The organism is Armatimonadota bacterium (genome assembly GCA_036504095.1).
Classification (GTDB): Bacteria; Armatimonadota; DTGP01; order JAKQQT01; family JAKQQT01; genus DASXUL01.
Genome location: DASXVS010000048.1, coordinates 95,631 through 119,773, shown reverse-complemented (window position 1 = coordinate 119,773; position 24,143 = coordinate 95,631). Strand labels below are relative to the sequence as shown.

The following is a 24,143-nucleotide window of genomic DNA, read 5'->3' as shown; positions in this document are numbered from 1 at the left end:
TCAACGATGAGTCCCGATAGGGGATTCATCGTTGGTCGCTCACCGCTTAGCATTTCACCAGGCCGCTTTGGCGAACGCCTCAAGGTCGTCGTATCGGTTCTGCCACGTTGTGTACATCACGCCGTCAACGCCTGAAACGCCGCGAATATCGTTCAGCCACGTCTTGATGCTCTCCGGCTTGCCGTCGTAATAACCCGCCAGGATTTGTTTGTTCCCCCGCTTGTTGATCCATGCCGCGTTTTTGGCCCGGGCGTCGAAGTTCCAGTTAACGTAACCTACGCCCTTATCCAGGCCCCGCCACGAACCGAGCAGGGCGCCATTGACCAGATAGTACTTATCCCGAGCGTTGTGGTACGGGTCGAACATATCCGACCATACGTACAGTTCCGCTTTCGGGCTGGCCTTCCGGATCATCGCCGCGCAACGCTTCACATTGTCGGCAAGGAGTTCACCGGGAGTCAGTTTGCGCTTGAGGCAGGTTTCACACCAGTTGGCCACACGTAATTCGTCGTGCGACATCAGAAAGCCCTTCGGGTGGAAAAGGTCGTTCACGCGCCGTATTTGATCGGCCAAAAGGGTGTACACCTTTGGATCGGACAAGCAGGAGCAGACCTGCCCACCGTAAATCGTTACCGCGTGGTAGAAACTCACCTTCAGCATCTGTCCATCCTTGATGCGTGACCCCCGGAGCAGCCGTAAATGGGGCGGAGTATGGTACACCTCGTACTCCCCCGGCCACGGTACCGTTCCCATTCTCTCGTCCTTCACAACGTCGAAATCCGAGCCTTCGGAGTATGGGGTCCCGTCCTCGCCCTTGACGGTCAGCGGGCACCCTTGGCGTCGCAGCACGTTCAGGAAGCCGACCTCCTCAACGCGGGCGTCGTCCCACCAGATAGACCCGTGCTTGCCGCCCCAGACGCCAAAGTAGACATTCACGCTGGTATTGGCGAGGCTGTTGAAGACCGCGTGGTATTCGGTCCAATCCTGCGTTGGCGCGATGCTCCAGCCTGGAAACGTCAACTCCGCTCCGGCGGCCGTGAGGACAGTACAACGGGTTTCACCGGGTGAATCATAGTCCTTGGTCTTGATCCAGACCGAGACATGGTATTGCCGGAACGGCTTCACGGGAACGGTGCGCATCAGTCGCCCGTGCCCGGCCTGAGGATCACCGGCGCCGATATTTGTCATGCGGATCGACCGGGCGCCTCCGTGATGCTCGCTCGAATCAGAAAACGAGACGACGCCCGGAGCGTCCTGCATGGTCCAATCGTCGAGTTTGTCGCCATGAACCGCCTCGAAGCCGCCGTTCGATAGGAGGTTTGTAGAGACCACGTCGGCTTCTCGCCCGCTCACGACAAATGTCGCGTCCTTCACGGGGAGGCCTTCGGCAAGATTGGGATCGTGGCTGAGCAGGCCGTTTGAGTATCCGATGGGACAGACGGCGGGATAGACGTCGAACCCCAGCGCCGCCGCGGTCTTCGCGAAGGTCCTGGCGTTGTCGAAGTACTGTGGAGGGACCGAATCCAGGCGGTTCAGTTTGTAGTCCGAGAGGACCACACCGTTGTACCCTGCCGCCTTGGCGCGGCGGAGGATTCCTTCCGCCACTCCCACGTTATCGGCCACCTGGAGGTTGGTGCTCAGGTAAACCCAGCGGTGTCTGGGCGCCGCCGCGCGGCATGTAGTGATGACGCCCAGCCCTACGAGCAGGCAAACGCAACGCCGCCAATGGATGTGCATGGGACGGGGCTCCTTTCGCCGGTTAAAGTACACTCATAGTAGCCCGTAGCGCCGCGCGCATGCGACGCTTCCCTGCCTCACTGCTTCCACTCCGGGCTCACTTCGCCCGCGGGCCAACCAGCGTGTTGAGAGGGATGAAGCCCTCGCTCTGGACATGCAGGTCCATGGCGGCGATGCTCGCCGCCGCGGCGACCTTCGACGCAAGTTCCATGAACGCCACCGCCTGAGGGCTCCCGGGTTTCGCCGCCACAATAGGCATTCCCGTGTCGCCTCCAATGCGGACGTCCACGTCCAGCGGGATCTCGCCCAGGAACGGCACTTTCATCCGCTCCGCCGCCTCGCGGCCGCCGCCGTGGCTGAAGATGTTGGTCTTCTCGCCACAGTGCGGACACGCGAAGTAGCTCATATTCTCGATGATGCCCAGCACCGGAACCTTCACCTCACGGAACATGCTCAGGCCGCGCGTGGCGTCGAGAAGCGCGATGTCCTGGGGGGTGGTCACGATCACCCCGCCCGACACCGGTACGGACTGGGCCAGGCTCAACTGCGCGTCGCCGGTGCCGGGCGGCAGGTCGATAATCAGATAGTCAAGCTCGCCCCAGACGCATTCGCGCACCAGTTGGGTCACGGCCTTGCCCACCATCGGCCCACGCCACACCACGGGCGCATTCTCGCCGAGGATAAATCCGATCGAAACCATCTTCACCCCGTGCGCCTCCAGCGGCATGATATGCCCCTCGGCGTCGCCCATGACGTGCGCATCCTGGGCGCCCATCATCATCGGGATGCTGGGGCCATAGATGTCCGCGTCCATGAGGCCGACACGGGCGCCCTGCCGGGCCAACGCCACCGCCAGGTTGACGGCCACGGTGCTCTTGCCAACGCCGCCTTTGCCGGATGCTACCGCCACGATGTTCCGCACACCCGGCACCGGCGCGCGCTGCGACCACGGGTCCATGCTCTGCCGTACTTGCGCCGTCATGTGAACATCCACCTGCGTCACGCCCGGGATGACCGCCACCAGATCGTGCGCCTGGGACTTCAATTTCTCTTTTACCGGGCAGGCGGGCGTGGTGAGCTCTACCGTGAACCCGACCGTGCCCTCGTGGATATTCAGGTCTTTGATGAAGCCCAGTTCCACGATGTCACGATGCAGGTCGGGGTCGATCACGCCGCGAAGCGCGTTCAACACCGCGTTTTCGGTCACCGCCGGCGCTTCGGGCGCCGGTCCGTTCTTATTTCCGAACAATTTCATGGTTTGTAGTCAGGAGACGGTAGTCAGGAGGCGGGAGACAGGAATATAACGCTGCGAGAGTGACCTCTGGGCCAGGGGGCTCAATTCTCACTTCTCGGCCCTCAGCCCTTCCCTCCAGGCCCTCAATACGGAATCAGCAGCCACTCTACGGGCAGGCTCGCCGCGCCGGGCGGCGTCCACACTATGGTAACTTCGGGGGTGACGCGCGGGTTCCACTTGCCCAGGATAACCGCCTCTTCCTTCGCGTTCACGGTGCCCAGACCCAGGTCCGGGGTGTAGCCGGTGGATCGGCCGTGCCCCGGCGTCTCAACGGAAACGGCGCCACCCAAGCCGCCGCCGCGCGGGTTCAGAACCAGCGCAACCCTTCGGCCGTCCGGCGAGGCCAATCTCAGGTGAACGCGGTAGATAACGCCATAGGCGCCGCGATACGGCTCATCCGTCTTCAGCGTTGCGTCCCCCCCGGGCAGCCACCCATCGGTTTTCCCGTCCGCCAGCCGCAGGTGCCGCACGCCGTCCGCCGTGGAATACGTATCGATGGCGTTGAGCCTGATGGTCAGGCCGTCGTATGTGCCCCGGTCGTGATTCTTGTCGCGGCTCAGCAGTGTCAGCGTGGGGAACCGGGCGACCGTGTCCGCTCTTTCCTCAACCGCGACCGAGCTCACGCGAACCGTTCCGCTCACCACGCGCAAATCGTGGAGGCTGTGAACCAGCGGTTCCGTCCGCCCCGGTGGGCATACCCTTCGGTCGAGATCCTCGTCCAGGAGCGTGATCCCGTCGACCCTTATGCGACGCGGTTCGCGCGGCACGGGCCGGCCCAACTGGATGAACGATGAGAGGCGGCCGACGGAGAAATAGTCAATGCTGGGGCCGATTACGATGGAGTTCTTCACGTCGACGACCGCCGGTCCGCCGACCGGTTCGAGCACGATGCTGAAGCGCATCGGCCTCTTCGACGCGTTCACGTGGTAGAGATAGAGCCGTACGTCCGTGTCGGTGGTGAACGTGTCGCGGTAGAGGACGCCGCTGCCCGGGCAATATTCAGGACTGCCGCAGTAGATCATCTTGCCGGGAGAAACCGCACGGTCCACGGCAATGGTGGCTGTGGTGAGCGGGTCGAGGCCATCCAGGGCAACAATGGAGCCCGTCCCTCGTGTGCGCAGGGCCGACTGCAGGGGGATCGACGGCTCGCCGGCGTGGACCGCGGCACCCGCGCTCGCGACCGCCAGCCCGATACAGAGGATCTTCATACCTTTAAGGTGGCACGCTAAGGGAGAGCGTGGCAATGCAACTCACGCGTCCATACGCCAAAAAGCGCCGGCGAGAACGCCGGCGCTCCTGAACACAGGTCTGGTACCAGAGGAGGGACTTGAACCCCCGACACCGCGGGTATGAACCGCGTGCTCTAAACCAACTGAGCTACTCTGGCAAAACAGGCGCCCCCAGAGCGGCGGCGCCTCTAGAAGTATATCACCCGATTGGCGCGTTGGCAAGTTCGCGCGCTCAATGGGTGCGTGTCTGAATAGCGGTGAGAGACCGCGGTGCCTAATGCCCCACACGTTCGCCGTTCTAACGGCGCGGTGGCGCCCCCATTCGGCTTCAGCCGATGGGGTGGAACGTGACCAACACGTATCACCGTCCATACCTTGACGGATGCCCGGAGTGCAGTCCGGAGGACGGCGATGCTGCGCCGCCCTCCGGAGGGTGGGGATGCCGCGCTGCGGTCCCGTCAGTCTCCCAGGCTCAGGAGTTCGTCCGGCAGTCCTCCGACGGAGACGACGCGCCAGCGCTGGGTGGGAATGACGCCCCACACGTGCGTGTCCTCAAGCCGCATGCTGAGCGTAAGCGGATAGGTGCGCTGCGTCGGTTCACCGTCGATATTTACCGCCGCCAGCAATTCCACGCTGGCATCGCGGCCATCGACCGTTGGTGTGATCTTGCGCGCGGTCACGTCCCACAACTGCCTGTTATCGGCGGCGCGGTGGAGCAGTAACCAGAGGCGGTCGCGGTTCAGGCCCGTGCTATCCTTGTAGTCGGAGGAAACAGCGTCCATGGCTTCGGACACGCGGCCCATATTTGCCGCCTGAAAGGCAGCCAGGATGGTCGAGGTGACCTGCGCGGAACCGCTGCCCTCAAGGCGCGCCGCCGAGCGGGCCCAAGTGTACACACCGCCGAGAAGAAGCGCGCAAACCGCGAATCCGACGAATCGTTTCAGCATGGATATTCTCCTTCCAACAGCGTTGCTTGTTCTATCCACCATGACGTGGTCATCCCGATGATTGTTCCAGTTCCATCGACAATCGAAGAGGCCGTCGCCGCGGACGGCGTGATCCTCGCCATCGGCGCCTCCGACACCGGCAAGTCGTCGCGGATCGCCTCGTTGGCGGCGCAACAGGCTGACACGGGCCGGCAGGTCATGGTGCTGGACCTGGACGTGGGCCAGTCCGAGGTCGGGCCGCCGGGCATGATGGACCTTTGCGAGGCGGCACCGGACAAACCAGTCAGTGAGTGGAGGATTCGCGCGCAGTGGTATGTGGGCGCCACGACGCCGTTTCCGTCGATGGTGGAAGTCGTTACGGGGGCCTTGCGGCTTGCGGAGAGAGCGATCGAACTGGGCGCGGAATTGGTGCTGGTGGACACGCCGTCGTTCGTGAACACGCCTTCGGGCCATGGGCTGAGTCGCTTCCTGGTGGACGCGCTGCGTCCGGGTGCGGTTCTGGCGATCCAGCGACGCGATGAACTGGAACGATGGCTGTCCGGGATCGGAGCGCCGGTGGTGCGCACCGAGGTAGCCTCCGGCGTGCGGCCGAAACCGCCCGGTCTCCGGGCCGCTCGCCGCGCGTCGAAGCTGGCGAGGTATTTCGCCGACGCCCGGCGGCACCAGGTTCCGCTTACGGACAAACTCCTGCGCGGCACACGCCTGGGCTTCGGAACCCCACTCACGAGCACCGACCATCGGATCGCGTCGCCTTTGCTTGGCTGCCCGGTTCTCCACGCGGAACGCGGAGCCGCTTCGGTGGCATTCTGGACATTGGGACCGCCGCGACATTCGCTGGACAAGGTGGCGGCGGAATTCGGGGTTCGCTCCGCAGTGACGTTCGACTGCGCGTTCTGGGCGGGGCGAAGCCTCGGGTTCATCGGTCCACACGGGTTCTGCGTGGCTATGGGTGTGATCGAGAAGGTCGACTGGCCATCGCTGACGGCGGCGGTGCGCGCTCCTGTGTACAGCCTGGCCGAGGCCATTGCGGTCCATGCGGGCACGATGAGGCATCGGACGGACGGAACGGGTCTGCCGAACGTCCCGGAAAGGGACGCATGAGAGAGAGGAATCATTGACACGACTGCTGATAGTGAGACACGGAGAGACGGACTGGAACGCGGATGCCCGCGTTCAGGGTTATTCAGACATCCCGATGAACGCCGCAGGCAGGGCTCAGGTCCAGTTGACCGCCGCTGAGCTTGCCGAAGAGGGCATATCGGCGGTATACGCCAGCGACCTCAGTCGCGCCAGGGTCACAGGGGATATGATCGCCGCGCCGCACAGGCTGGCCGTGCAGATCCTCCCGGCGCTGCGGGAGCGCTGCTGGGGCGCGTGGGAAGGCCGCAGCATGCCGGAACTGGCTGCCGATGATCCGGCGAATTACGCTCGGCTTCAGGCCGGCGATTGGGTGACGCCGGATGGCGCCGAGGATTACGATGCCCTCCAGGATCGGATCGTCGGCGCTATAGAGCAGATTGCCGCCGACCATGCGGATGAGACGGTCGTCGTTGCGGCGCACGGCGGCCCCATCAAGGTGTTCACGGCCTGGGTGCTGGGAGCTCCTGTGGCCGCTCACCATAGGATGCGCATCGGGAACGCTTCGGTCACGACCGTCATCCTGCGCGATGGCAGATTCGTTCTCGAGTCGTATAATGTGCCCCCCAGAGAGGCCGTTCCCGAGCCTCCGAACCCGGGCAAGACGCTCATTGAGAGCGCTTTCTGAGCGATGGATGCGGCGGGTTAAGGTACGTCTGAGGGAACGGTTCGGCGTTTTCGGGGGTTAGTATTACAACAAAACCAAACGTCCCACTGGGAAGGGGCGCTCGAGTTGGGGCCTTAAGGCCCGAAACGCCAAGGAGAATGAAATGCCGTTTGAACTACCACCATTGCCTTACGCATACAACGCGCTGGAGAAGGCCATTGACGAACTCACGATGCAAATCCATCACGATAAGCACCATGCGGCTTACACGAACAACCTGAATGCTGCCATAGCGGGGCGTGCGGAAGTGGCAGGCAAGAGCGCCGAGGACCTGCTGAAGAACCTGTCCGCCGTCCCGGAAGACATCCGCACGGCCGTGAAGAACAACGGCGGCGGCTACGTGAATCACATCCTGTTCTGGGAGAGCATGGGCCCCAACGGCGGCGGAGCGCCGACCGGTGCGCTGGCCGGCGCCATCGACAGCGCTTTTGGCGGATTTGATGCGTTCAAGGAAAAGTTTAACGACGCCGGCGTGAAGCGATTCGGCAGCGGCTGGGTCTGGCTGGTGAAGGACTCCGCGGGCAAACTGAGCATCATCTCCACCGCGAACCAGGACACGCCGATCTCCGACGGCCTGACGCCGATCCTGCTGAACGACGTCTGGGAGCACGCCTATTACCTGCGCTACCAGAATCGCCGGCCGGATTACCTGAAGGCTTGGTGGGACGTCGTTGACTGGAACGCCGTTAGCAAGCGGTTCTAGTTTCGAGTGTGGATGGACAACGTTGAAGGCTCTCAACCGCGCGGTTGAGAGCCTTCGCTGGTTCGGATCAGGCTGCGGTCTGCAGCATCTGGTCCAGCGTCAAATCGGATTCGACGAAATACTGCACTCGTATCTTCTTCCATTCCCGCGTGCTGAACAGCAGGTCGTACTCAGCCAATCCCGTCTCCGCCTTGATGGCGTCCGCCACCGCGTGGCAATCCTCGTAACTCCGGCCGTGGATCATGCCGAACAGCGCGTAAGGCCAGTCCGGGTAGGTTGGGCGGCGGTAGGCGTGGCTGACGGACCGGAACCCGGCGATGATTCGCCCACAGCGCTCGATGTCGCTTTCGTCCGGCACCTTCCATACGCTCATCGCGTTATGGGTGAATCCCGCCGACTGATGGTGCAGCACCGCTGCGAACCGGCGCATGCGGCCGTTGTTGAGGAATGTTTGGGCGCGCTCCAGAAGCGCAGGCACGGTCACTCCGAGGCGTTCCGCCATCGGCGCGAACGGCTCCACGACGGTCGGCATATCCAATTGGAGTTCGCGGATGGCGAAGATGTCTTCGGTGGTGATGGGCTTCAATTCGCCCGTCGGCTTCACGTAGGCGGTTTCCTCTTTATCCGTTGCGCTGGCATCACCGCTCATATCCAGCTTCACGTTGATCTTGTAAAGCTTGATTGTCGGAAGAAGGCGGCTGGATGTTGCGCCCGCCGCATCGCCCAGGCGGTTCATCTCGGTTTCGAGGTCCATGCTGGGGTGGATGGTGAGCGTGAACCACATGTTGAACGCGTGGTTGCGCTGGTAGTTGTGCGAAACGCCTGGATGCGCATTCACGATCTGAACAGCGCGCTCCTCAAGGTCCTTCGGAAACGCCATTGCCACCAGCGAAGACTTGTAGCCCAAGCGCCGGCTGTCGAAGATGGCGGAGATCTGGCGGATCACGTGGTCGCGGCGCAAGCGCTCGATCCGCGCCAGCACCTCTTCTTCCGGCAGCCCTACGGCCGCGCCTATGGCCTGGAAAGGCCGCTCGGCGAGTGGGAACTCCCACTGCAGGGCGTTCAACAGCGACTTATCACAGTCGTCCAGGGGGACAACGGTATCAGCGACAATTTGCGGTTCTTCAGACGTGCTCATAGTACTGTGAGTATAGCATGTATGACTGGAGAACTACCCGCGGAGGAGGCAGTAGGCGGTAGTCAGCAGACAGTAGTCAGCAGGCATCATTGCTGTCCGACACCTGCCCCCTACTTCGGCGTCTTGTTTTGCCCCACCCGGTCTTCCACGTAGCGGTACAGTTCTTCGTTGTTCATCAGCGGATAGTGGCCCATGTGCATCGGCAGCCAGGGGCGGCCGGTCAGGTAGAGGAAGTGGCTCTCCAGTATCGACTGATCCACGCCCGGGTCCTCCTGCAGGAAGTGGCGCATGGTGCTGTCGGGAAGGGTGTCCAGCATATCCGGCGGGGTGGAGGCGAGGAAAGTGAGGTGGACCACTTGGGCGTCGGTCACCAGATCGGGCATGCGCTCCCGGATCATTTCCGCGATCGCGTCGTCTTGGTCCGCGTGCGTAGGCGTGTACTTTTCCAGCGTGTCGATGGCATCGGCCAGGTAGGAGCCGACCGCGGCGCCGACGCCGTACAGCAATCCAGCGGCCAGAACGGCGGCATCATCGGATGCACCGGGCCCGGTCTGGTAGCGCACGTACATGCTCTGGACATCGCCGCCCTGCTCCGTGCTATCCGGCAGGATGACTCCCTTTGCGCGAAGGTCCTGCAGATCCTTCTCATGAGCCTCCTGGGATAGCGAGTAGCCGTCCAATCCCACCGCTTCCATCGCGGGGATGTTCACCGGGTGCGCTTCGCCGTAGCCGATCTCGATGTTGTAGATTTCCTGCGCCTTGCGGCGCCAAGTGGGGTTGTCGCGCAGGCCGCCGAGGGCGAGGCCGATGAGAACGTCACGGGGCTCGACCTCCAGCCAACGGAAAATCCCGATTCCGAAGAGGGGGTTGCCGTCCTTGTCAACCGCGAAACCGGGCGCTTTGCCGGCGATGGCGGCCTCGGCGTATCCTCGGACGTCATCGATCCACGTCTGGCGCTGCTGCCGCTCCGCGCGGGCATCCAGGCCCAAGGCCTGCGCCACGTGATCCTCGGTCGTGTTTGGGTATTTGCGGCCCTGAAAGGCGCCGTGACCCTCGTGAGCGTGGCTGGCGACGGCGATCTCGAGAAGCGCGCGCTCCATCGCCCAGGTGCAGCGGAGACGCGTTCGCCCGCTGAGATCGTGGAAATCGCGGATGATGACCGCTTGTGGGGCGATCTTTTCCGATGAATTTCGCATTTTCGGCGTACCCTTTCAGCGAATTACCACAAATGCACGGAAACACAAAGCGCAAATGATGAAGTCAGAATGATGAATGTCCGGAGTCCTCTCGGCGTTCATCGTTCATCGTTCGTACTTCATCGTTTCCGCATCAGTCCATCGGCAGAATTAGTTCCCGGTTGTCATAAAAGCCTTCGCCGTCGGCGTGGGCGAGGCCTCCGACGGCGCCGCAAACAGCGTCCATGGCTGCATTCAGTGGTCCCCAGACGGTGTCTTCGGCATCGTCCAGCACTCGGAACGCGATGATCTGGCGGCACTCCTGGATGGCGTTCAGAACGTTTGCGGCGGCCTCCTCGTCAATCGATTCCAGCGTAGCCCTGAAATCGTTGATGTCTTCTTCGAACAGGCCGTCGGTTGCGGGCAGGTAACGCTCTAACTCTACCGGCTTCTTTTCATCATCGTAGAGGAGTTCGGCGGTCTCCCAGTCGTCCTCGTCGTCCGAGGTAGTCAGGGTGGCGGCAAACTGGCCCGCGAGGATGCGGATGCTGTCCAGCGGCGGGACGGCATCCGAAGGTGAGAAAATGCGTGCGAAATAGGGCATGGATTTTAGAATTGAGATATGAAAATTGAGCCTTGATTCTGTGACCAGGAAATGAGGAAACGGGGAAATGGTTCGGAAATTTCCTCATTTCTCCATTTCCTCCTATGGTTTGACGGCGGCTTTGATGACGGCCGCGCGCTCAACGTCGGCCAGAGCCTCGTTCATTTCATTCAGAGTGTAGGTCTTCGTCAGGAAGTCCGACCACGGGACTTCGGATTCGTACCTTTGCATCATCTTCAGCGCCCGGTGGACGTGGCTGTAGTCGGAGCCCCAGACGCCCTGGATGCGGAGGTGCTTCCGGTTGATGTCCAGATGGGGGTTGATCGCGGCGCCGCCGTTGTCCGTATACTGCCCCACGATTATGTACGCGCCGGCATCGCGCGTCAGTCGCATGCCTTCCGGCACGGCGGCCGGATTGCCGGACGCTTCTATGACGACATCCGCCCCTCGCCCGCCCGTAACGTCCCGCACGGCCTGTACGCGCTGGGATTCAGTGGTGTGGAACACGTCCAGCCAGAGGTCGGCGCCGAGTCGGAGCGCCATATCGCGGCGTTCATCCGCGCCGCCGCCGATCATCAGGAGGCGCGTTGCCCCCTTGAGACGGGCAAGGATCAGCGCGTTGAGCCCCACCGGGCCGCTGCCCTGTATCAGCACGGTGTCGCCGAAACGGATCTCGGCGCGCTCAACGGCGTGGAGGGCCGTGGCCAACCCGCAGCCGCCGCCCATGTAGGCCTCCGGAGAGGCCGAGCCGAGCGGCAGGATGCGCGTGCCGGGTTTGAGGTATATCTGCTCGCTCCAGCCCCCCAGCAGGCCGTCGTTCGCGCTCATCGTGATGCCGTACACGCGGCGCTCCGGGCAGCGGGTGGACGCCTGGGCCACCTGGCAGTACCAGCACTTCCCACACGTGCCGTGAACGTCGAGAAACGTGACAATGTCGCCGGCGATCAGCGAAACGCCTTCAACGTCCGACGCGGCGCCCTCAATGTGGGCGATGCGCCCGACCGAAACGTGGCCGGGGATGATCGGGTAGGGGACTCCGGACAGCCGGCCGTGGAGAAGATGGACGTCGGTCCCGCACACCTCACTCAGGACGGTGTCCAGCACAATACCACCGGGTTCGGGCGTTGCAGCGGGCAACTCGCGAACCTCCAGGCGATTCGGCTCGATCATGACGGCGGCTTGCGGCATCAGGGGTTGGCCTTCATTCCAATTGCGTTCGGGGCAGTGAGCTCGAGCCTGCGATCAGGAGTTGTCAGGGATGTCATCCACGTCGAAATCGGCCCAGGGTGGCACCTCGGACTCCTTCGACCCGCGATCTATCCTGCCCCCGCCCACATCGGCGACGGAAGCGCGGACGGTTTCTTCCACGAAACCGGAGATCGCTTCCTCCTCCATCAGGGCATGCACCTGCTTTTCAAGGTGGGCGATCTTCAGGCGCAACGCTTCGTGTGTTTGCGGGTCCTGGGCCGCCTCGGCGCGCAGGCGGTTCAGGCGCTGTTCCAGAGCCTCGCGCCAAAGGCGCAGTTCCGAGGCTGGAGCACTGTCTCCCAGGAACTCGCGAACCGCATCATTTATATGCTGACTATCCATGATTCGAAGGGGTGTTCCGCCGATGCCGGCGCTACCTGATAGGGCCCTCTAGTACGGTTTGACCAGTTGTGGGGCAACGATAACCGGTTCGTCGCCTTCGTCGATGCGGCGGAAGAAGCAGGAACGATACCCCTCGTGGCACGCGGCGCCCTGCTGAATGACACGCAGAAGCAGGGCATCCTTGTCGCAGTCGTAATACGCACTTTGAAGCTCCTGTGTGAACCCGCTGGTCTCGCCTTTGATCCAGTATTTCTGTCGGCTGCGGCTCCAGTAGGTCACGCGGCGAGTTTCAAGGGTCCGTCGAACGGCTTCCTCATTCATAAAACCGACCATCAGGACTTCGTCGTTCACATCGTCCTGGATGACTGCGGTTAAGAGGCCTTTGTCGTCAAATTTAAGTGTGCTTGTTTCAATCATGGGTGTCAGGTGTCAGGTGTCAGGGATCGGCGGTCAAGACTCGGGATCCGAGAGTGGAAAGGCCTGGGCTATTTCGATGAAAGCCGCGCGGTCCGCGGGCTGATCAGTCTCAGGATTCAGGAGATCGTTGTACCCCCAGTGGGTGATACTCAGAGGAAGGCCGAGCAGACGCGCGAGCTCCGCGAGTTTCTCTTCGGCGAAATCGTGCTCGCCTTCCAGGATATGGTTAACCTGGGCCGGCGATACGTGCGCCAGGCGCGCCAGGCACCTCGGATCGCCGGACAGCGCTTCCATTTCGCTGTCCGGCAGGGATTCGTCGAAGTAATCCGGCCAACTGGAAAACTGATCGACCAGCTTTCCGTTTTCGGCGAGCGTGTAGAGGAGGACGTCACTCTCATAGACCATGAACCCGACCGCAACGGTATTCAGCCTGGCGCTCAGCATCACGGTATAGCCGCTTAGCCGGTCTTCATCCGGTTGATCGGACGCCTCGTCAAACACCGCGGTCCATTTGTCCACGGGCGGAGCCACGAGAGCGCCGAGGCGCCGCGGTAGCTGGCGCACGGCGGCCGCGACGGCCGTCTGGTCGCCGGAGCGCACAATTATATTGGCGAATGTAGCAGTCATTGATTGGAAGGATTACGGGGTCACACAGACGGCACAGCGCGCGGGATCGGTAAGGCGTTGACTCAGTATGTTACCATTTCAAGCGAACCGGAATGTCCGCGTCGTGCATCGCCTGCTTGCATTCGCGTATCGAATATGTGCGGTAGTGCACGATGCTGGCGATGAACACAGCCTCCGCATGCCCTTCGGTGACGCCGTCCACAAGGTGTTGCGGGGTGCCGCCGCCGCCGGACGCAATCACGGGTATGCCGACACTGTCGGCGACCGCGCGGGTGATCCCCAGGTCAAACCCCTGCTGCACTCCGTCGGTTTCCATGCTCGTCAGGAGGAGTTCACCCGCGCCGAGTTCCTCGACCCTCTGTGCCCATTTTACCACGTCCAACCCTGTGGGAGTGCGCCCTCCGTGAATGTAGACCTCGTACCCGGATGCGAACGCTTCCGCGTTTTCGTCTCGTTCGTGCCGCGCCTTCGCGTCCACCGCCACGACCACCGCCTGCGCGCCGAAGCGGTCGGACGCCTGGGTGATGAGTTCGGGTGTGGTCACGGCGGAGGTGTTGATGAACACCTTTTCCGCGCCGGCCGCCATGATCCCCGCAAAATCGTCGACCGTGGTAATTCCCCCGCCAACTGTGAACGGGATGAACATCATCTCGGAGACCCGCCGGGCCAGGTCGAAGATGAGGCCGCGGCGTTCGTGGCTGGCGGTGATGTCCAGGAAGGTGATCTCGTCCGCGCCTTCGGCGTCGTAGAGCGCGGCGAGTTCCACGGGGTCGCCGGCGTCGCGCAGGTTGACGAATTTCGTGCCCTTGACGACGCGGCCATCCTTGATGTCGAGTCCGATGATAATACGTTTGGCAAGCATAAGTTTTCAGCAGATGACCACAAAGACACAAAGGCACAAAGCGATAATAAACTCTCCGTAGAATGGCGACCATTCGAAGTGTTGCACCTCGCCCACTATCTGCGCCCAGTCCTCACCACTCGCCCTTTGTGTCTTAGTGTCTTTGTGGTTGTTCCTATGTTCCGGCAGCGATGGCGTCCCGTAGAGAGAACGCGCCCACATAGATCGCCTTGCCGGTGATGGCGGCCTCGACACCGAGCGGTTCCAGTTCCTTCAGCGCGCGGATGTCCTCCAGCGTACTCACGCCGCCACTGGCGATAATTGGCACGCCGGATGCCCCTGCCATCGCTCCCAGGGCGGGCAGATTCGGGCCTGTGAGCGCGCCATCCCGCGCGATATCGGTGTAGATGATTCGGCGGGCCCCGATGCCGACCATCTGACGGGCAAACTCAACGGCTGTCTGATCCGTGACCTCGCGCCAGCCCCTGATGGCCACTAAGCCGTCGCGCGCGTCCAGTCCGAGAATCAGCGCGTCACCGAAGCGCTCAAACAGCGAGCGCGTCGCATCGCTTTCAACCGCCGCGGTTGTCCCCACGATGCAGCGCTGAACGCCGGCATCCAGCATCATCTGGATTGTATCCGCGTTGCGGAGGCCGCCGCCGGTCTGAACTGGAATCTTCAACGCGGCCGCGATACGGCCCACGATCGCGCGGTTCATCCCCTCGCCGTCTCGCGCGCCGTCCAGGTCGACCACGTGGAGGCGCTCGGCGCCCTCGGCTTCCCATCGGAGGGCCATCTCCACCGGGTCGGCGCCGTAAACGGTTTCCTGAGCGTAGTCGCCCTGGTGCAGGCGGACGCACTGTCCGCCACGAATATCGATCGCGGGAATCACGGTCATGAGGGCAACTCCGCGAAATTCTTGAGGAAGCGAAGCCCTGCTTTGCCGCTCTTTTCCGGGTGGAACTGGGCGCCATGGATATTGCCTGAAGCGATCACGCTGCAATACGGTCCGCCGAATTCGGTCGTTCCGCCGATCGCCGCAGCGTCTGCGGGACGGCAGTAAAACGAGTGGACGAAGTAGAACATCATGCCGTCGTCTACCCCGTTCAACAGCGGTGACGTGCCGGTTGGCTCGATGGTATTCCAGCCGATCTGCGGAATCTTCAGGCCGGGCGCGTCGAACTTCACCACATCGCCAGGCACGAGGCCGAGACCGTCCCACTCGCCGAGTTCGTACCCCTTCGACAAGAGGAGCTGCATGCCGAGGCAGATTCCGAGCACAGGCTTGCCGCTTCGCGCTGCGTCCATGACGACGTCATCGAGCCCCGACTCACGCAGTTGGGTGATGGCCGCGCCGAACGCGCCCACGCCGGGCAGGATGATGCGCGGGGCCGCGCGCAGAACAGCCGCGTCCGCGGTGATCACGGCTTCGTGTCCGCCGTGCTCGATGGCCTTCTGCGCGCTGCGCAGGTTGCCAACGCCATAGTCAACGATTGCGATATCCATAAGACTGAGGGCCGAGGGCTGCGGGCTGGGGGTTGAGACATGAAATCACCGCCCTCAGCTCTTGCCCCTCAGCCCCTAGATCGTACCTTTCGTGCTGGGGATCCCTTCTACACGGGGATCGAGCTGAACGGCGGCGTCGAGGGCGCGGGCAAAGGCCTTGAAACCGGCCTCGATAATGTGATGGGTGTTGCGCCCGCTCAACTGACGGATGTGCAGGTTCATCAGGGCGTTGTTCGCCACTGCCTGGAAGAAGTCCTCCACAAGTTCGGTATCCATTTCGCCGAGCCGAGTGGCGGGCAGGCTGACGTCCAGCATGAGATAGGGCCGGCCGCTGAGGTCCAGTGCGCACATGACCAGCGCTTCGTCCATCGGGACCGTGAAGTTGCCGTAGCGCAAGATGCCGGCCTTGTCGCCCAGCGCATTGGCAACCGCCTGGCCCAGCGTGATGCCCACATCCTCCACCGTGTGGTGCGGGTCAACATGCAGATCACCCTTTGCGGTGATCTGCAGGTCGAACCGTCCGTGGTGCGCAAAGAGCGTGAGCATATGATCCAGGAAGCCCACCCCGGTATTGACGGAAGCGCTGCCCCTGCCGTCCAGGTCAATGGACAGGCGGATCTGCGTCTCCTTGGTGTTTCGTTCGACTGTTGCGGTTCGTGACATGGTTGTTAGTTCCGAGTTCCGAGTTCCGGGTACGTGAGTTTGATTTCTCAGTCGGCGAAGGCCGACTTCGAATCAGGAGTCCGCCGACTCTTTCACAGCGATTCAAACCAACGCATCAGGGCATTAACGTCCGGCGCTACGACGTCGGCGCCGTGATCGGCGAAAAACTGCCGGTTCGCTTCTCCCGCGGGCCCGCTGAGAACCTGGCAGGCCAGATAGCCCGGCTCGGTGCGAACCTTCCTGTAATTATGAACCGTCCGCATGTCGTCGAGGGTATCGCCGACGAACGCAGCGGCAGCAAAACTCATGCGATCAGCGAGAACGATCAGGCCGTTCGGATCGGGCTTATGCAGTCCATCGTCCGCGGTCATCGTCGCCGCCCTATCGATCAGGCCGCGAAGGCCGGTCATTTCGAGCGCGACATCGAGTTCGCCCCGTAGGCGTCCGGAGACGATTCCGTAGCGATACCGGTCCGTGAGTGCGGGCGTGTCGAGCAGCACAGTCTCGTTCAGAAGCTCGCCACGCTCCTGGTCCACGAGCGTCGGCTCGAAGCCGTATACGCGCTTGCAGTGGGTTCGCCCGGCGTACATCTCCATGAAGATGCGATCGATGACATCCTTGTCCCAGAGCGCGCGTGCGATTTGGATGATGTCCGCCGGGAAGGCGTCGGTCAGGCAGGCTACGGCGTTATCCTCGCCGCCGCCACGCCGGCCGATCTCGGCGGTGTATTCCGCCGTGCTCGGCGGGAGGGCGCGGAGCAGTGCGGCGGAGGTCCCATCCGCGGCGGTTCCCTTGCACAGAAACAGAAGGATGGCGCATTCCGCCAGCGACCAGTCGTTGTTGAATCCTCCGGCGCGTTTGAAGAGCTCCGTCTCGGAGACAGGCAGATACTCGCCGCCGCCTTCCCAGCCGAGCGTCTTAGCGAGGAAGAACTGCGTCGTCGCGGAAATGCATTTTCGAAAAGAGCCGGAGACGTTCAGGAGAACCCCATCCACGTCGAAAACGATGGCGTCCACGCTTGGACCGAGGCGCAGAGCGGTGTCCGAGGCCCAGATTCCGTTTCCGAGATCGGTCACGCCGGATCCTCCACCCGAACGCGCACGGCGTTGGCGTGGGCATCAAGCCCTTCGGCTTCGGCGAACCGGATAACGTTTGGAGCGGCCTCGCGGAGGCGTGCCTCGTCGTAGCAGACAATGCTCGATTTTTTCAGGAAGATGTCCACGCTCAGTGGGCCGTAGAAACGAGCGGTCCCGCTCGTGGGGAGCACGTGGCTTGGCCCCGCCCAGTAGTCGGCAACCGGCTCAGTGCTCCACGGGCCGATCATGATGGCGCCCGCGTTTCGAACCTTGCTCAGGCGGTTCCAGGCGTTTTCGATCTCCAGTTCGAGGTGTTCCGGCGCCATCAGGTTGGCGAGGTCGAGCGCCTCATCCACGTCGCGGGTGATGACGATGAGCCCGGCCTCTTCGAGCGCCTGTTCCAGGATGGCGCGGCGGCTCTGTGTGGCGGCCTGGCGTGCCAGCTCGGCCTGCACGGCATCGGCGAGAGCCCTTGACGGAGTAATGAGCACGGCCGCGCTGCTCGCGCCCACGCCTCCATGCTCTGCCTGGCTGAGCATATCCGCGGCAACGAAGCGCGGATTGGCGGTGTCGTCGGCGACCACGCAAATCTCGCTCGGGCCGGGAAGGCTCTCGATGTTCACGCTGCCGACGACCATCTTCTTGGCCAGCAAGACGTAGATGTTGCCGGGCCCGCAGATCACGTCGACGCCCGGGACAGTCTCCGTGCCGTAGGCCATCGCGCCGATCGCCTGCGCGCCGCCGACGGCGAAGACGTCCGAAATGCCGCACTCGTGGGCGGCGGCGAGGACCAGCGGGTTAACCTGACCACTCTTGTCCGGCGGGGTACAGATGATGATGCGGCTCACGCCGGCCACGAGGGCAGGGACCGCCGTCATCAGCACCGTACTGGGGTAGGCTGCCGTACCGCCGGGGACATAGAGGCCGACGGTGTGCACAGGCTGGACCAATTGGCCGAGGATGATTCCATCCTGTGCGCCGTCAAACCATGATCGGGGCATTTGCTGGCGATGGAATCGCTCGATGTTCGCCTTTGAGCCCCGCATCGTTTCAAGCAGGGTGGGATCGCACGCGGCATGGGCGGCGGCGATGGCTTCCGGCGTGATGCGAAGGGTTTCCAGTTTGGGGCAATCCCATCGACGGCCGTAATCGAGCAGGGCCTCGTCGCCGCGCGCGCGGACATCCTCGATGATATCCCGGACGGCGGCTTCTTTCGCGGCATCACCGAGCGATGCGGAGCGGGTGAGCCTTGCGCGGATCTCCCGCGCCGAAGTTGTGCGTGTATCAATAACTTGCATGACGCTCCCATTATAGGGCCACGGGCAAGGCGGACGCGATTCAGAAATGAGGAAACGGGGAAATGGTCCGGTTAGGTCGCATTTCCCCGTTTCCTCAGTTCCCCATTTCCATTTCCCGGTGGGTCAGCCGATCAGGAACTTCGTGAGCCACTGGAGGCTGGCCGATGCCTGTGACGGGGTGACCTGATGGCCGGACATTTCGTCCGCCTGAATCATCACGGCCACGCCCTGCGGGATGGAGTTCTTGACGGTATAAGCGGTCTCCGGTGGGACGATGTCGTCTTTCATACCGAGGCTGATGAGCGTTGGTATCCGGATTCGCGCCGCAAGGAAAGCCGGGTCGAAGTAAGCCATCGTCTGCTCAAGCTGGGCCTTTTCGGCCGCATCGAGCCCGGTGAGGAATCCGCTGGCCGGGTTCCGCCGCGCCTGGCTGAACATGCGCGGGAAATCGGCGGCAGGCGAACTGGCGACGGCCACGACGACGCGGGGTTCAAGCGCCGCCACGTCGAGGGCAAGCCCTCCCCCCTGGCTCATACCGGCAACACCGAGTCGGTCGGCCCGGACTTCCGGTCGCTGCGCGAGGAAGTCAACGGCACGAATGCCGGCCACTACCATTCCGCGCATCACAAACGTGTTGGGATCGGCGAATCCACCCTTTGCGTACGAATCTGCCTCGGACGGATACGTTTTGGAGTCAACATCCGAGCCGAGCACGTTAATGGCGAGGGCGGCGAAGCCGCTCTCGGCGAGGAGCGTGGGCGGCTCGATGCTATTGTTGCCGTACCCGGGGAGCACCACCACGCCCGGGGATTTGGCCGCGGCGGCGGGAACGCAATACCAGCCATAGATGGTCTGGCCCTTGAGCCCGGCGAACGTGACCTTATAGACTTTCACCTTGTCCGTGGACTTCGCGGTGTCTTGAACGGCTGTTGGGGCGAGAGGAGTCGCCTTCACCGCGGTAAGCGTGGTCTTCCAGAAGGTGTCCAGTTTGGCGGTGAAGGCCTTGATCTGGTCCGGCGTTTTGAAGGTCGTGCTGCGGATTCCGCCCGGGTTGAAGACAAAGGTCTTGGAGGTGGTCTGGAACGTAGCCCCGCCCATCTGAGTGGCGGCGTTGACGGTGTAGATGCCGGGGTTGAGGTCGGACTCTTTCAATTGCAGCGTGGCGCGATAGACCTTCTGCGGGTTCACGTCAACCATCATTGGCGAGGTGACGATGGTCTTGCCGGCGCCATCGAGGACGGAAACCATCACTGTGCCCTTTTGCCAGGCCGCATCGCCCTGATTTTCGACAACGATATCGAAGGTCAGCCCATCGGGGCCGGTGAACTCCGCGCGATTATCCTTGCCGACGATTGAGACGTTGAGGTAGTCGGCGAAAGTGGGCTCGCGAAGCGAAAGCGGACCGCCCACGATGCCGCTCGCGGTGCCCTGGCCGTACACGCGGACCGCCAGCACATTGTCGCCGCCAAACGTGGATTTGTCTGCGGGAACCCCGGCGTGAACGTCCCCCGTCGCCGCCGCATAGGCTGGCGGCAGTTTGCCTCCGGCCGCGATGATGCCGCCGTTCCAATAGATCTCGTAGGCGTCGGCGATCTTGCCGAGGTCCAGGTACAGGACGGCTTTACCGGTGGTGACGAGAGGGTCACTCCCCCACCGCGCGGGAAGGGCAACGTGCTTTCGGTACCACGCGAACCCCTTGAGATCCGGGTTGCCCTGATCCTGCCACGTGCCCGGGACGGTGGCATCCTTCCAAAGCGCGTCGTCAAACTGCGACTGGGCGTAGCTCTTGTTGTCGCCTTTGAAGAATTTCCACGTGCCGGCCAGATCCATCGATGAAGAGGTCTGGGCCCGCAGCGGAGCGGCAAAAAGAAGCCCGGCAGCTAGGACGGGCAGCAGGAGTAATCTTCTCACAGGTAATCCTTTCAGAATGTGATGGTGGACGTCTGGTATGACTGATTGCGCTCGTACGTTGTTCCGGTCTCATTGTATGCCGCGGATCGAGGGCGGGCAAACGGGGAACGGACCGTGCCCGTACGCGGCCACTCGGAAAGGGGAGGCCGAAGGAATCCGGGATTCAGGTTGGGGCTTCGCGGGCCTGTCACCCGGCACAAACGCGGCGTGCGATGGCTATCGCGTCCTCTACGGTGACGAGGTGATCAACCGGATCCGGACAGACGTCAGCGCGGCTGCGGAAAGCGAGCGGGCATGGGTTGATGCCGGAAGCTATCTGCAGCGCCAGGGTTACGTCGTGGGCGTTCAACACGCCATCTCCGTTCACATCGCCCCACACGGCGCCATCCACCGAGGCTGTTTCGCCGGGCGGGATAATCCACGGCGGCGCGGTCTTAACGTAGACTGTCACAATCTGGCCGTCTCGGGTGCGCGCGGTGACGTCCATCACCCATCCCGAAGTGACGGCCACGTTGAAATAGCCGACGTCGACGGGGTTCTGGCCGTCCGGAACCGCGGAATACTGCGTGAGGCCCGAGCCGGAGATGCTGCCTGTGAGGCCAATGGCCCGTATTATGGCCCCGTTGGCGGGCACGGTACAGCCAGGATCGGTGTATGCGTGGCCGCGAAACCAGGCGCCATCCCCGTCCGGCGCGATGGTGACCGAATCCGTGCTGTACCATTCACTCACGGTGGGCCCGGCGTCCTCGACCGGTCTGAGGGCGACAACGCTGATGCGGAAAAGGATGTGGCCCCGGGGGGCGGTCGCCTCGAGGCGTACGAAGATGTGCCCCTTCCAGTTGCCATACTTGTCTGTTTCAAGGAGAGGCTGGCAGGTGTCCCAACGCTCTTCCTGGGCCGCCCACAACTGGCGCTGCGCGGCCCAAGTGAGGCCGTAATAAGGCCGCATGCCCGTCGAGAACGTGCCCTTGATGGCGTATACGTTGTTGGGGTAGCCGCCCGTCAACGTGCAATACACTGCGGCGGGGGTGGCGTTATCCGGGGCGACACCAGCGGGTACAGCGGCCGTTAGGACCGCCGCCGCATGTGCCGGCCGGCCAACCCGCGACGTGATAAGCGCGGCGGCAATCAGGAGTTTGATACACCGGACGAAGAGGGGTCTCATCAATGTGGTGCACCGGCGGATTTCGACCGGCCCCGGCTAGTTGAGGCGCGCCTTGGGGTAGTAGCCGTAGAAATACCCGCTGTTGGTGAGCTTCACCGGCTTCGCCCACCCTGCGTGGCCATCAGCGTACACGAATTCGCAGCCACCCAGGTGCTGCGGCCTGCCCCACCAATCGCTGACGCCGGGTTCCCCCCAGTCCCAGTATTTGGTGCCGGGTGGATCGCCGGATGGCAGAACAGACGGGGCGTTGGCGCCAGAGTACCAATAGATGCCGTCGCCGAACATGGCGATGCTCGCCGGGTCCTTCAACTGCTTCAGGGTGTGGCGCTTGTTGTCCAGGTAGCCTCCGATCTGGACTTCGTTGAATGCGTAGCCAATCGCCGGGACCTCCCTTGTGTACCACGTGTTCACGTCGGGATTGGCGGGAATAGCCCCGTTGTTGGCCGGATAGCCCGTGGTAAAGAAATGTTCCGAGTCGATCTTCCAGGCTTTAACCGGCGTCCCCGCATGGCTGGGGCAGCGGAAGATATCTGCGCTCTTGGCATAGGCCATGAACAGGTGGACCCATGGACGCGTGTGCGGCAGGGAGGTGGTATACGGGTTGAAGGGAAGCCCTTCATCGTAGTCATCCGCGTACTGCCGCAAAATCAATCCGATTTGCTTGCTGTTGGAGAGGCAGGCCGCCATTTTGCCGCGTTCGCGGGCCTTGGCGAATACGGGGAACAAGATCGCGGCCAGGATCGCTATGATAGCGATGACTACGAGCAGTTCGATAAGCGTGAATCCGCGGCGAAGTCTCATGGTTGCCTCCTTACTGAGAATCCATGATGAATAGCATGATTATACACTCAATTCACCTGGCGCGCCATCGGTCCGAAATCCTCTTTGCCCGCCGGCGTATGGTGCCAGCCCTGGATTTGGACGGGCCGCGATGAAGGCGTTGTACAACGACGTGCGGAGATCTCTGGCGCTGGAGGAATTGATCCGGGCCGAGATTCGTTCCGGAGGGCCGATGACGTTCGCGCGGTTCATGGCGCTGGCCCTGTACCACGATCCGCTGGGCTACTATCGCAGTCACCCGGACGCGACGACGCGCGCCGGCGACTTCCTGACCGCCCCTGAGACGCACCCGTTGTTCGGGAGGCTGCTGGCGCGGTACGCGGCGAGCGTTCGGCGCGAGATCGGCGGATCGGAATTCACGGTTGTGGAACAGGGCGCCGGGACCGGGGCGCTGGCGGAGTCCTTTCTGGACGCCTGGCCGGAAGAGGCCGGCGGCGCGGCCGTCTCATACGCCATTGTCGAGCCTTACAGCCCCGCCGCGGAGCGTTTACGCGCCCGGCTGCCTGGTGAAGTCCGCATAGTACCGGATATTGGGTCGATCGCGCCGTTCTCCGGGTTGTACCTGTCCAATGAACTGCCGGATGCGTTTCCCGTGAACCGTGTCCGGTCCGTGGAAGGCGGGTTACGCGAAGTCTTCGTGGCGCTCGACGGGGACCGGCTCATCGAACATGAGGGCCCCTTGAGCTCGCCGGTTCTGGCCGACTGGATTGCGGTTGCCGGGCTGGAGGTGGAGGAGGGAGCCGAGATCGAGGTCAACCTGGGGATCGAGCCGTGGCTGCAAAGCGTGGCCGGCGCTTTGGAAGCGGGGCGGATCCTCACCATCGACTACGGGTACGATGCGTCCGGCGTGAGACGGTTTCCCCGCGGCACGCTCCTTGCCCATTACCGCCACGCCGCGAATGAGGATTTCCTGTTGCGGATCGGCATGCAAGACCTGACGGCCCACGTTTGCTGGACGGCGGTGGAGCGATTTGGCGAGCGGGCGGGCCTTCGGAGAATCGAGCGTACAAATCAGCGGGAGTTTCTGACAAGGCTCGGTTGGAAAGAGCACGGGCGCGCCCTCATGCAGGCGCCGGGTGCGACGCACGCGGAACTGGATGCGGTGGATCGGCTGGGGCGGTTGGAAGAGGGCCTCGGGGGGCTGGGCGTGCTGGTGCAGGAGAGGATGTAGCGGAGGACGCCCGCCTCGTTCGGTGGCCCGGCCCCACCGATGCCGGCGGGGACGCCGGCGCTACTGTTTCGGATGCCGGCGAGGATGCCGGCGCTACTGTTGGAGCACACGCAAAACGGCCTGCCCCGGCCGTGGCGCCGCGTTTGGGCGACGCAAAGGGCGCTCCCAAAGGAGCGCACAGCGGTCTTTGAAGACCGTGGCGGCCGGGGTGGCCGTTATGCTCCCGAACGAGCCGGGCACGGCAGGCTGCCGCAATTATCTCGCCGGCAGTCCGTTCGGGATTTCGTGTTGGGGCACCGTGTGGGCGATCAAATCTTCACAAGAGCAGCAGGCGCGGCACAGCGCGCCAACGCGCATCCTTCGGCCGGTGAGACGGTCAACCTCTTCCAGCCATTTCCAGACGGGCT

At 62.9% G+C, this 24,143-nt stretch carries 24 protein-coding genes and 1 tRNA gene; 4 read left to right on the top strand and 21 right to left on the bottom strand.

Translation table 11 applies throughout. The features are described 5' to 3' along the window. Nucleotides 1-54 precede the first annotated feature (54 nt). From VGM51_11935 to VGM51_11915, 5 genes are all read right to left on the bottom strand, one after another. Nucleotides 55-1,737, bottom strand: coding sequence for a carbohydrate binding domain-containing protein (locus VGM51_11935; GenBank protein ID HEY3413746.1), 1,683 nt, complete (start codon nt 1,735-1,737; stop codon nt 55-57). A 97-nt stretch (nt 1,738-1,834) separates the two neighbouring features. Then, the gene (gene apbC / locus VGM51_11930; protein HEY3413745.1) at nt 1,835-2,992 is read right to left on the bottom strand and encodes an iron-sulfur cluster carrier protein ApbC; all 1,158 of its coding nucleotides are present in this window, start codon (nt 2,990-2,992) and stop codon (nt 1,835-1,837) included. Nucleotides 2,993-3,114: 122 nt separating this feature from the next. Further along, entirely contained in the window at nt 3,115-4,239 is a 1,125-nt protein-coding gene (locus VGM51_11925) for a hypothetical protein (GenBank protein HEY3413744.1), read from the bottom strand. 101 nt (nt 4,240-4,340) lie between these two features. After that, a tRNA-Met gene (locus tag VGM51_11920) sits at nt 4,341-4,418 on the bottom strand. A gap of 300 nt (nt 4,419-4,718) precedes the next feature. Continuing rightward, nucleotides 4,719-5,207, bottom strand: coding sequence for a hypothetical protein (locus tag VGM51_11915; protein HEY3413743.1), 489 nt, complete (start codon nt 5,205-5,207; stop codon nt 4,719-4,721). A gap of 57 nt (nt 5,208-5,264) precedes the next feature. Here VGM51_11915 and VGM51_11910 point away from each other — a divergent pair, with 57 nt between their 5' ends. From VGM51_11910 to VGM51_11900, 3 genes are all read left to right on the top strand, one after another. Further along, entirely contained in the window at nt 5,265-6,308 is a 1,044-nt protein-coding gene (locus VGM51_11910; GenBank protein HEY3413742.1) for a Clp1/GlmU family protein, read from the top strand. A 13-nt stretch (nt 6,309-6,321) separates the two neighbouring features. Continuing rightward, nucleotides 6,322-6,972: a histidine phosphatase family protein gene (locus VGM51_11905; GenBank protein HEY3413741.1), complete on the top strand. Its 651-nt coding sequence runs from the start codon at nt 6,322-6,324 to the stop codon at nt 6,970-6,972. Nucleotides 6,973-7,114: 142 nt separating this feature from the next. After that, on the top strand, nt 7,115-7,714 hold the full coding sequence (locus tag VGM51_11900) for a superoxide dismutase (GenBank protein ID HEY3413740.1): 600 nt from the start codon (nt 7,115-7,117) through the stop codon (nt 7,712-7,714). A 67-nt stretch (nt 7,715-7,781) separates the two neighbouring features. Here VGM51_11900 and VGM51_11895 read toward each other — a convergent pair whose 3' ends face one another. The 16 genes from VGM51_11895 to VGM51_11820 form a co-directional block, all read right to left on the bottom strand. Continuing rightward, nucleotides 7,782-8,852: an AsnC family transcriptional regulator gene (locus tag VGM51_11895; GenBank protein ID HEY3413739.1), complete on the bottom strand. Its 1,071-nt coding sequence runs from the start codon at nt 8,850-8,852 to the stop codon at nt 7,782-7,784. Nucleotides 8,853-8,962: 110 nt separating this feature from the next. Then, nucleotides 8,963-10,048 (bottom strand): hypothetical protein, encoded by a 1,086-nt coding sequence (locus VGM51_11890; protein ID HEY3413738.1) that lies wholly within the window; start codon nt 10,046-10,048, stop codon nt 8,963-8,965. Between the two features lie 133 nt (nt 10,049-10,181). After that, nucleotides 10,182-10,631 (bottom strand): hypothetical protein, encoded by a 450-nt coding sequence (locus VGM51_11885; protein HEY3413737.1) that lies wholly within the window; start codon nt 10,629-10,631, stop codon nt 10,182-10,184. Between the two features lie 102 nt (nt 10,632-10,733). Further along, entirely contained in the window at nt 10,734-11,819 is a 1,086-nt protein-coding gene (locus VGM51_11880) for a zinc-binding dehydrogenase (protein ID HEY3413736.1), read from the bottom strand. A 54-nt stretch (nt 11,820-11,873) separates the two neighbouring features. Next, a complete protein-coding gene (locus tag VGM51_11875) occupies nt 11,874-12,221 on the bottom strand; it encodes a hypothetical protein (GenBank protein ID HEY3413735.1) in 348 nt (115 codons plus the stop codon). 48 nt (nt 12,222-12,269) lie between these two features. Then, nucleotides 12,270-12,638 (bottom strand): phosphoribosyl-AMP cyclohydrolase, encoded by a 369-nt coding sequence (gene hisI / locus VGM51_11870; protein ID HEY3413734.1) that lies wholly within the window; start codon nt 12,636-12,638, stop codon nt 12,270-12,272. A gap of 33 nt (nt 12,639-12,671) precedes the next feature. After that, nucleotides 12,672-13,265, bottom strand: coding sequence for a helix-turn-helix transcriptional regulator (locus tag VGM51_11865; protein HEY3413733.1), 594 nt, complete (start codon nt 13,263-13,265; stop codon nt 12,672-12,674). A 70-nt stretch (nt 13,266-13,335) separates the two neighbouring features. Next, on the bottom strand, nt 13,336-14,127 hold the full coding sequence (gene hisF, locus VGM51_11860) for an imidazole glycerol phosphate synthase subunit HisF (protein HEY3413732.1): 792 nt from the start codon (nt 14,125-14,127) through the stop codon (nt 13,336-13,338). A gap of 154 nt (nt 14,128-14,281) precedes the next feature. Next, a complete protein-coding gene (hisA, locus tag VGM51_11855) occupies nt 14,282-15,004 on the bottom strand; it encodes a 1-(5-phosphoribosyl)-5-[(5-phosphoribosylamino)methylideneamino]imidazole-4-carboxamide isomerase (GenBank protein HEY3413731.1) in 723 nt (240 codons plus the stop codon). After that, complete coding sequence (gene hisH / locus VGM51_11850; protein ID HEY3413730.1) at nt 15,001-15,612, bottom strand: imidazole glycerol phosphate synthase subunit HisH; 612 nt, start codon at nt 15,610-15,612, stop codon at nt 15,001-15,003. Before hisH ends, hisA begins: the two co-directional genes overlap by 4 nt. 75 nt (nt 15,613-15,687) lie before the next feature. After that, nucleotides 15,688-16,275 (bottom strand): imidazoleglycerol-phosphate dehydratase HisB, encoded by a 588-nt coding sequence (gene hisB / locus VGM51_11845; protein HEY3413729.1) that lies wholly within the window; start codon nt 16,273-16,275, stop codon nt 15,688-15,690. A gap of 92 nt (nt 16,276-16,367) precedes the next feature. Further along, nucleotides 16,368-17,351 carry an HAD family hydrolase gene (locus VGM51_11840; protein HEY3413728.1) on the bottom strand — a complete coding sequence of 328 codons (984 nt, stop codon included), beginning with the start codon at nt 17,349-17,351 and terminating at the stop codon, nt 16,368-16,370. Continuing rightward, nucleotides 17,348-18,649: a histidinol dehydrogenase gene (gene hisD / locus VGM51_11835; GenBank protein HEY3413727.1), complete on the bottom strand. Its 1,302-nt coding sequence runs from the start codon at nt 18,647-18,649 to the stop codon at nt 17,348-17,350. The genes VGM51_11840 and hisD overlap by 4 nt, the downstream gene beginning before the upstream one ends. A gap of 123 nt (nt 18,650-18,772) precedes the next feature. After that, on the bottom strand, nt 18,773-20,560 hold the full coding sequence (locus VGM51_11830; GenBank protein HEY3413726.1) for an acetylxylan esterase: 1,788 nt from the start codon (nt 20,558-20,560) through the stop codon (nt 18,773-18,775). A gap of 187 nt (nt 20,561-20,747) precedes the next feature. After that, nucleotides 20,748-21,725, bottom strand: a complete 978-nt coding sequence (locus VGM51_11825; GenBank protein HEY3413725.1) for a dockerin type I repeat-containing protein — start codon at nt 21,723-21,725, stop codon at nt 20,748-20,750. 36 nt (nt 21,726-21,761) lie between these two features. Continuing rightward, nucleotides 21,762-22,526 (bottom strand): prepilin-type N-terminal cleavage/methylation domain-containing protein, encoded by a 765-nt coding sequence (locus VGM51_11820; protein ID HEY3413724.1) that lies wholly within the window; start codon nt 22,524-22,526, stop codon nt 21,762-21,764. A gap of 130 nt (nt 22,527-22,656) precedes the next feature. Here VGM51_11820 and VGM51_11815 point away from each other — a divergent pair, with 130 nt between their 5' ends. Further along, on the top strand, nt 22,657-23,736 hold the full coding sequence (locus tag VGM51_11815) for an SAM-dependent methyltransferase (GenBank protein ID HEY3413723.1): 1,080 nt from the start codon (nt 22,657-22,659) through the stop codon (nt 23,734-23,736). Nucleotides 23,737-24,143 lie beyond the last annotated feature (407 nt).

What these genes read in the sequence shown, in the direction of transcription:
- VGM51_11935 (HEY3413746.1), bottom strand. Translation starts at nt 1,737, where the DNA reads ATGCACATCCATTGGCGGCGTTGCGTTTGCCTGCTCGTAGGGCTGGGC.
- apbC (HEY3413745.1), bottom strand. Translation starts at nt 2,992, where the DNA reads ATGAAATTGTTCGGAAATAAGAACGGACCGGCGCCCGAAGCGCCGGCG.
- VGM51_11925 (HEY3413744.1), bottom strand. Translation starts at nt 4,239, where the DNA reads ATGAAGATCCTCTGTATCGGGCTGGCGGTCGCGAGCGCGGGTGCCGCG.
- VGM51_11915 (HEY3413743.1), bottom strand. Translation starts at nt 5,207, where the DNA reads ATGCTGAAACGATTCGTCGGATTCGCGGTTTGCGCGCTTCTTCTCGGC.
- VGM51_11910 (HEY3413742.1), top strand. Translation starts at nt 5,265, where the DNA reads ATGATTGTTCCAGTTCCATCGACAATCGAAGAGGCCGTCGCCGCGGAC.
- VGM51_11900 (HEY3413740.1), top strand. Translation starts at nt 7,115, where the DNA reads ATGCCGTTTGAACTACCACCATTGCCTTACGCATACAACGCGCTGGAG.
- VGM51_11895 (HEY3413739.1), bottom strand. Translation starts at nt 8,852, where the DNA reads ATGAGCACGTCTGAAGAACCGCAAATTGTCGCTGATACCGTTGTCCCC.
- VGM51_11890 (HEY3413738.1), bottom strand. Translation starts at nt 10,048, where the DNA reads ATGCGAAATTCATCGGAAAAGATCGCCCCACAAGCGGTCATCATCCGC.
- VGM51_11885 (HEY3413737.1), bottom strand. Translation starts at nt 10,631, where the DNA reads ATGCCCTATTTCGCACGCATTTTCTCACCTTCGGATGCCGTCCCGCCG.
- VGM51_11880 (HEY3413736.1), bottom strand. Translation starts at nt 11,819, where the DNA reads ATGCCGCAAGCCGCCGTCATGATCGAGCCGAATCGCCTGGAGGTTCGC.
- VGM51_11875 (HEY3413735.1), bottom strand. Translation starts at nt 12,221, where the DNA reads ATGGATAGTCAGCATATAAATGATGCGGTTCGCGAGTTCCTGGGAGAC.
- hisI (HEY3413734.1), bottom strand. Translation starts at nt 12,638, where the DNA reads ATGATTGAAACAAGCACACTTAAATTTGACGACAAAGGCCTCTTAACC.
- VGM51_11865 (HEY3413733.1), bottom strand. Translation starts at nt 13,265, where the DNA reads ATGACTGCTACATTCGCCAATATAATTGTGCGCTCCGGCGACCAGACG.
- hisF (HEY3413732.1), bottom strand. Translation starts at nt 14,127, where the DNA reads ATGCTTGCCAAACGTATTATCATCGGACTCGACATCAAGGATGGCCGC.
- hisA (HEY3413731.1), bottom strand. Translation starts at nt 15,004, where the DNA reads ATGACCGTGATTCCCGCGATCGATATTCGTGGCGGACAGTGCGTCCGC.
- hisH (HEY3413730.1), bottom strand. Translation starts at nt 15,612, where the DNA reads ATGGATATCGCAATCGTTGACTATGGCGTTGGCAACCTGCGCAGCGCG.
- hisB (HEY3413729.1), bottom strand. Translation starts at nt 16,275, where the DNA reads ATGTCACGAACCGCAACAGTCGAACGAAACACCAAGGAGACGCAGATC.
- hisD (HEY3413727.1), bottom strand. Translation starts at nt 18,649, where the DNA reads ATGCAAGTTATTGATACACGCACAACTTCGGCGCGGGAGATCCGCGCA.
- VGM51_11825 (HEY3413725.1), bottom strand. Translation starts at nt 21,725, where the DNA reads ATGAGACCCCTCTTCGTCCGGTGTATCAAACTCCTGATTGCCGCCGCG.
- VGM51_11820 (HEY3413724.1), bottom strand. Translation starts at nt 22,526, where the DNA reads ATGAGACTTCGCCGCGGATTCACGCTTATCGAACTGCTCGTAGTCATC.
- VGM51_11815 (HEY3413723.1), top strand. Translation starts at nt 22,657, where the DNA reads ATGAAGGCGTTGTACAACGACGTGCGGAGATCTCTGGCGCTGGAGGAA.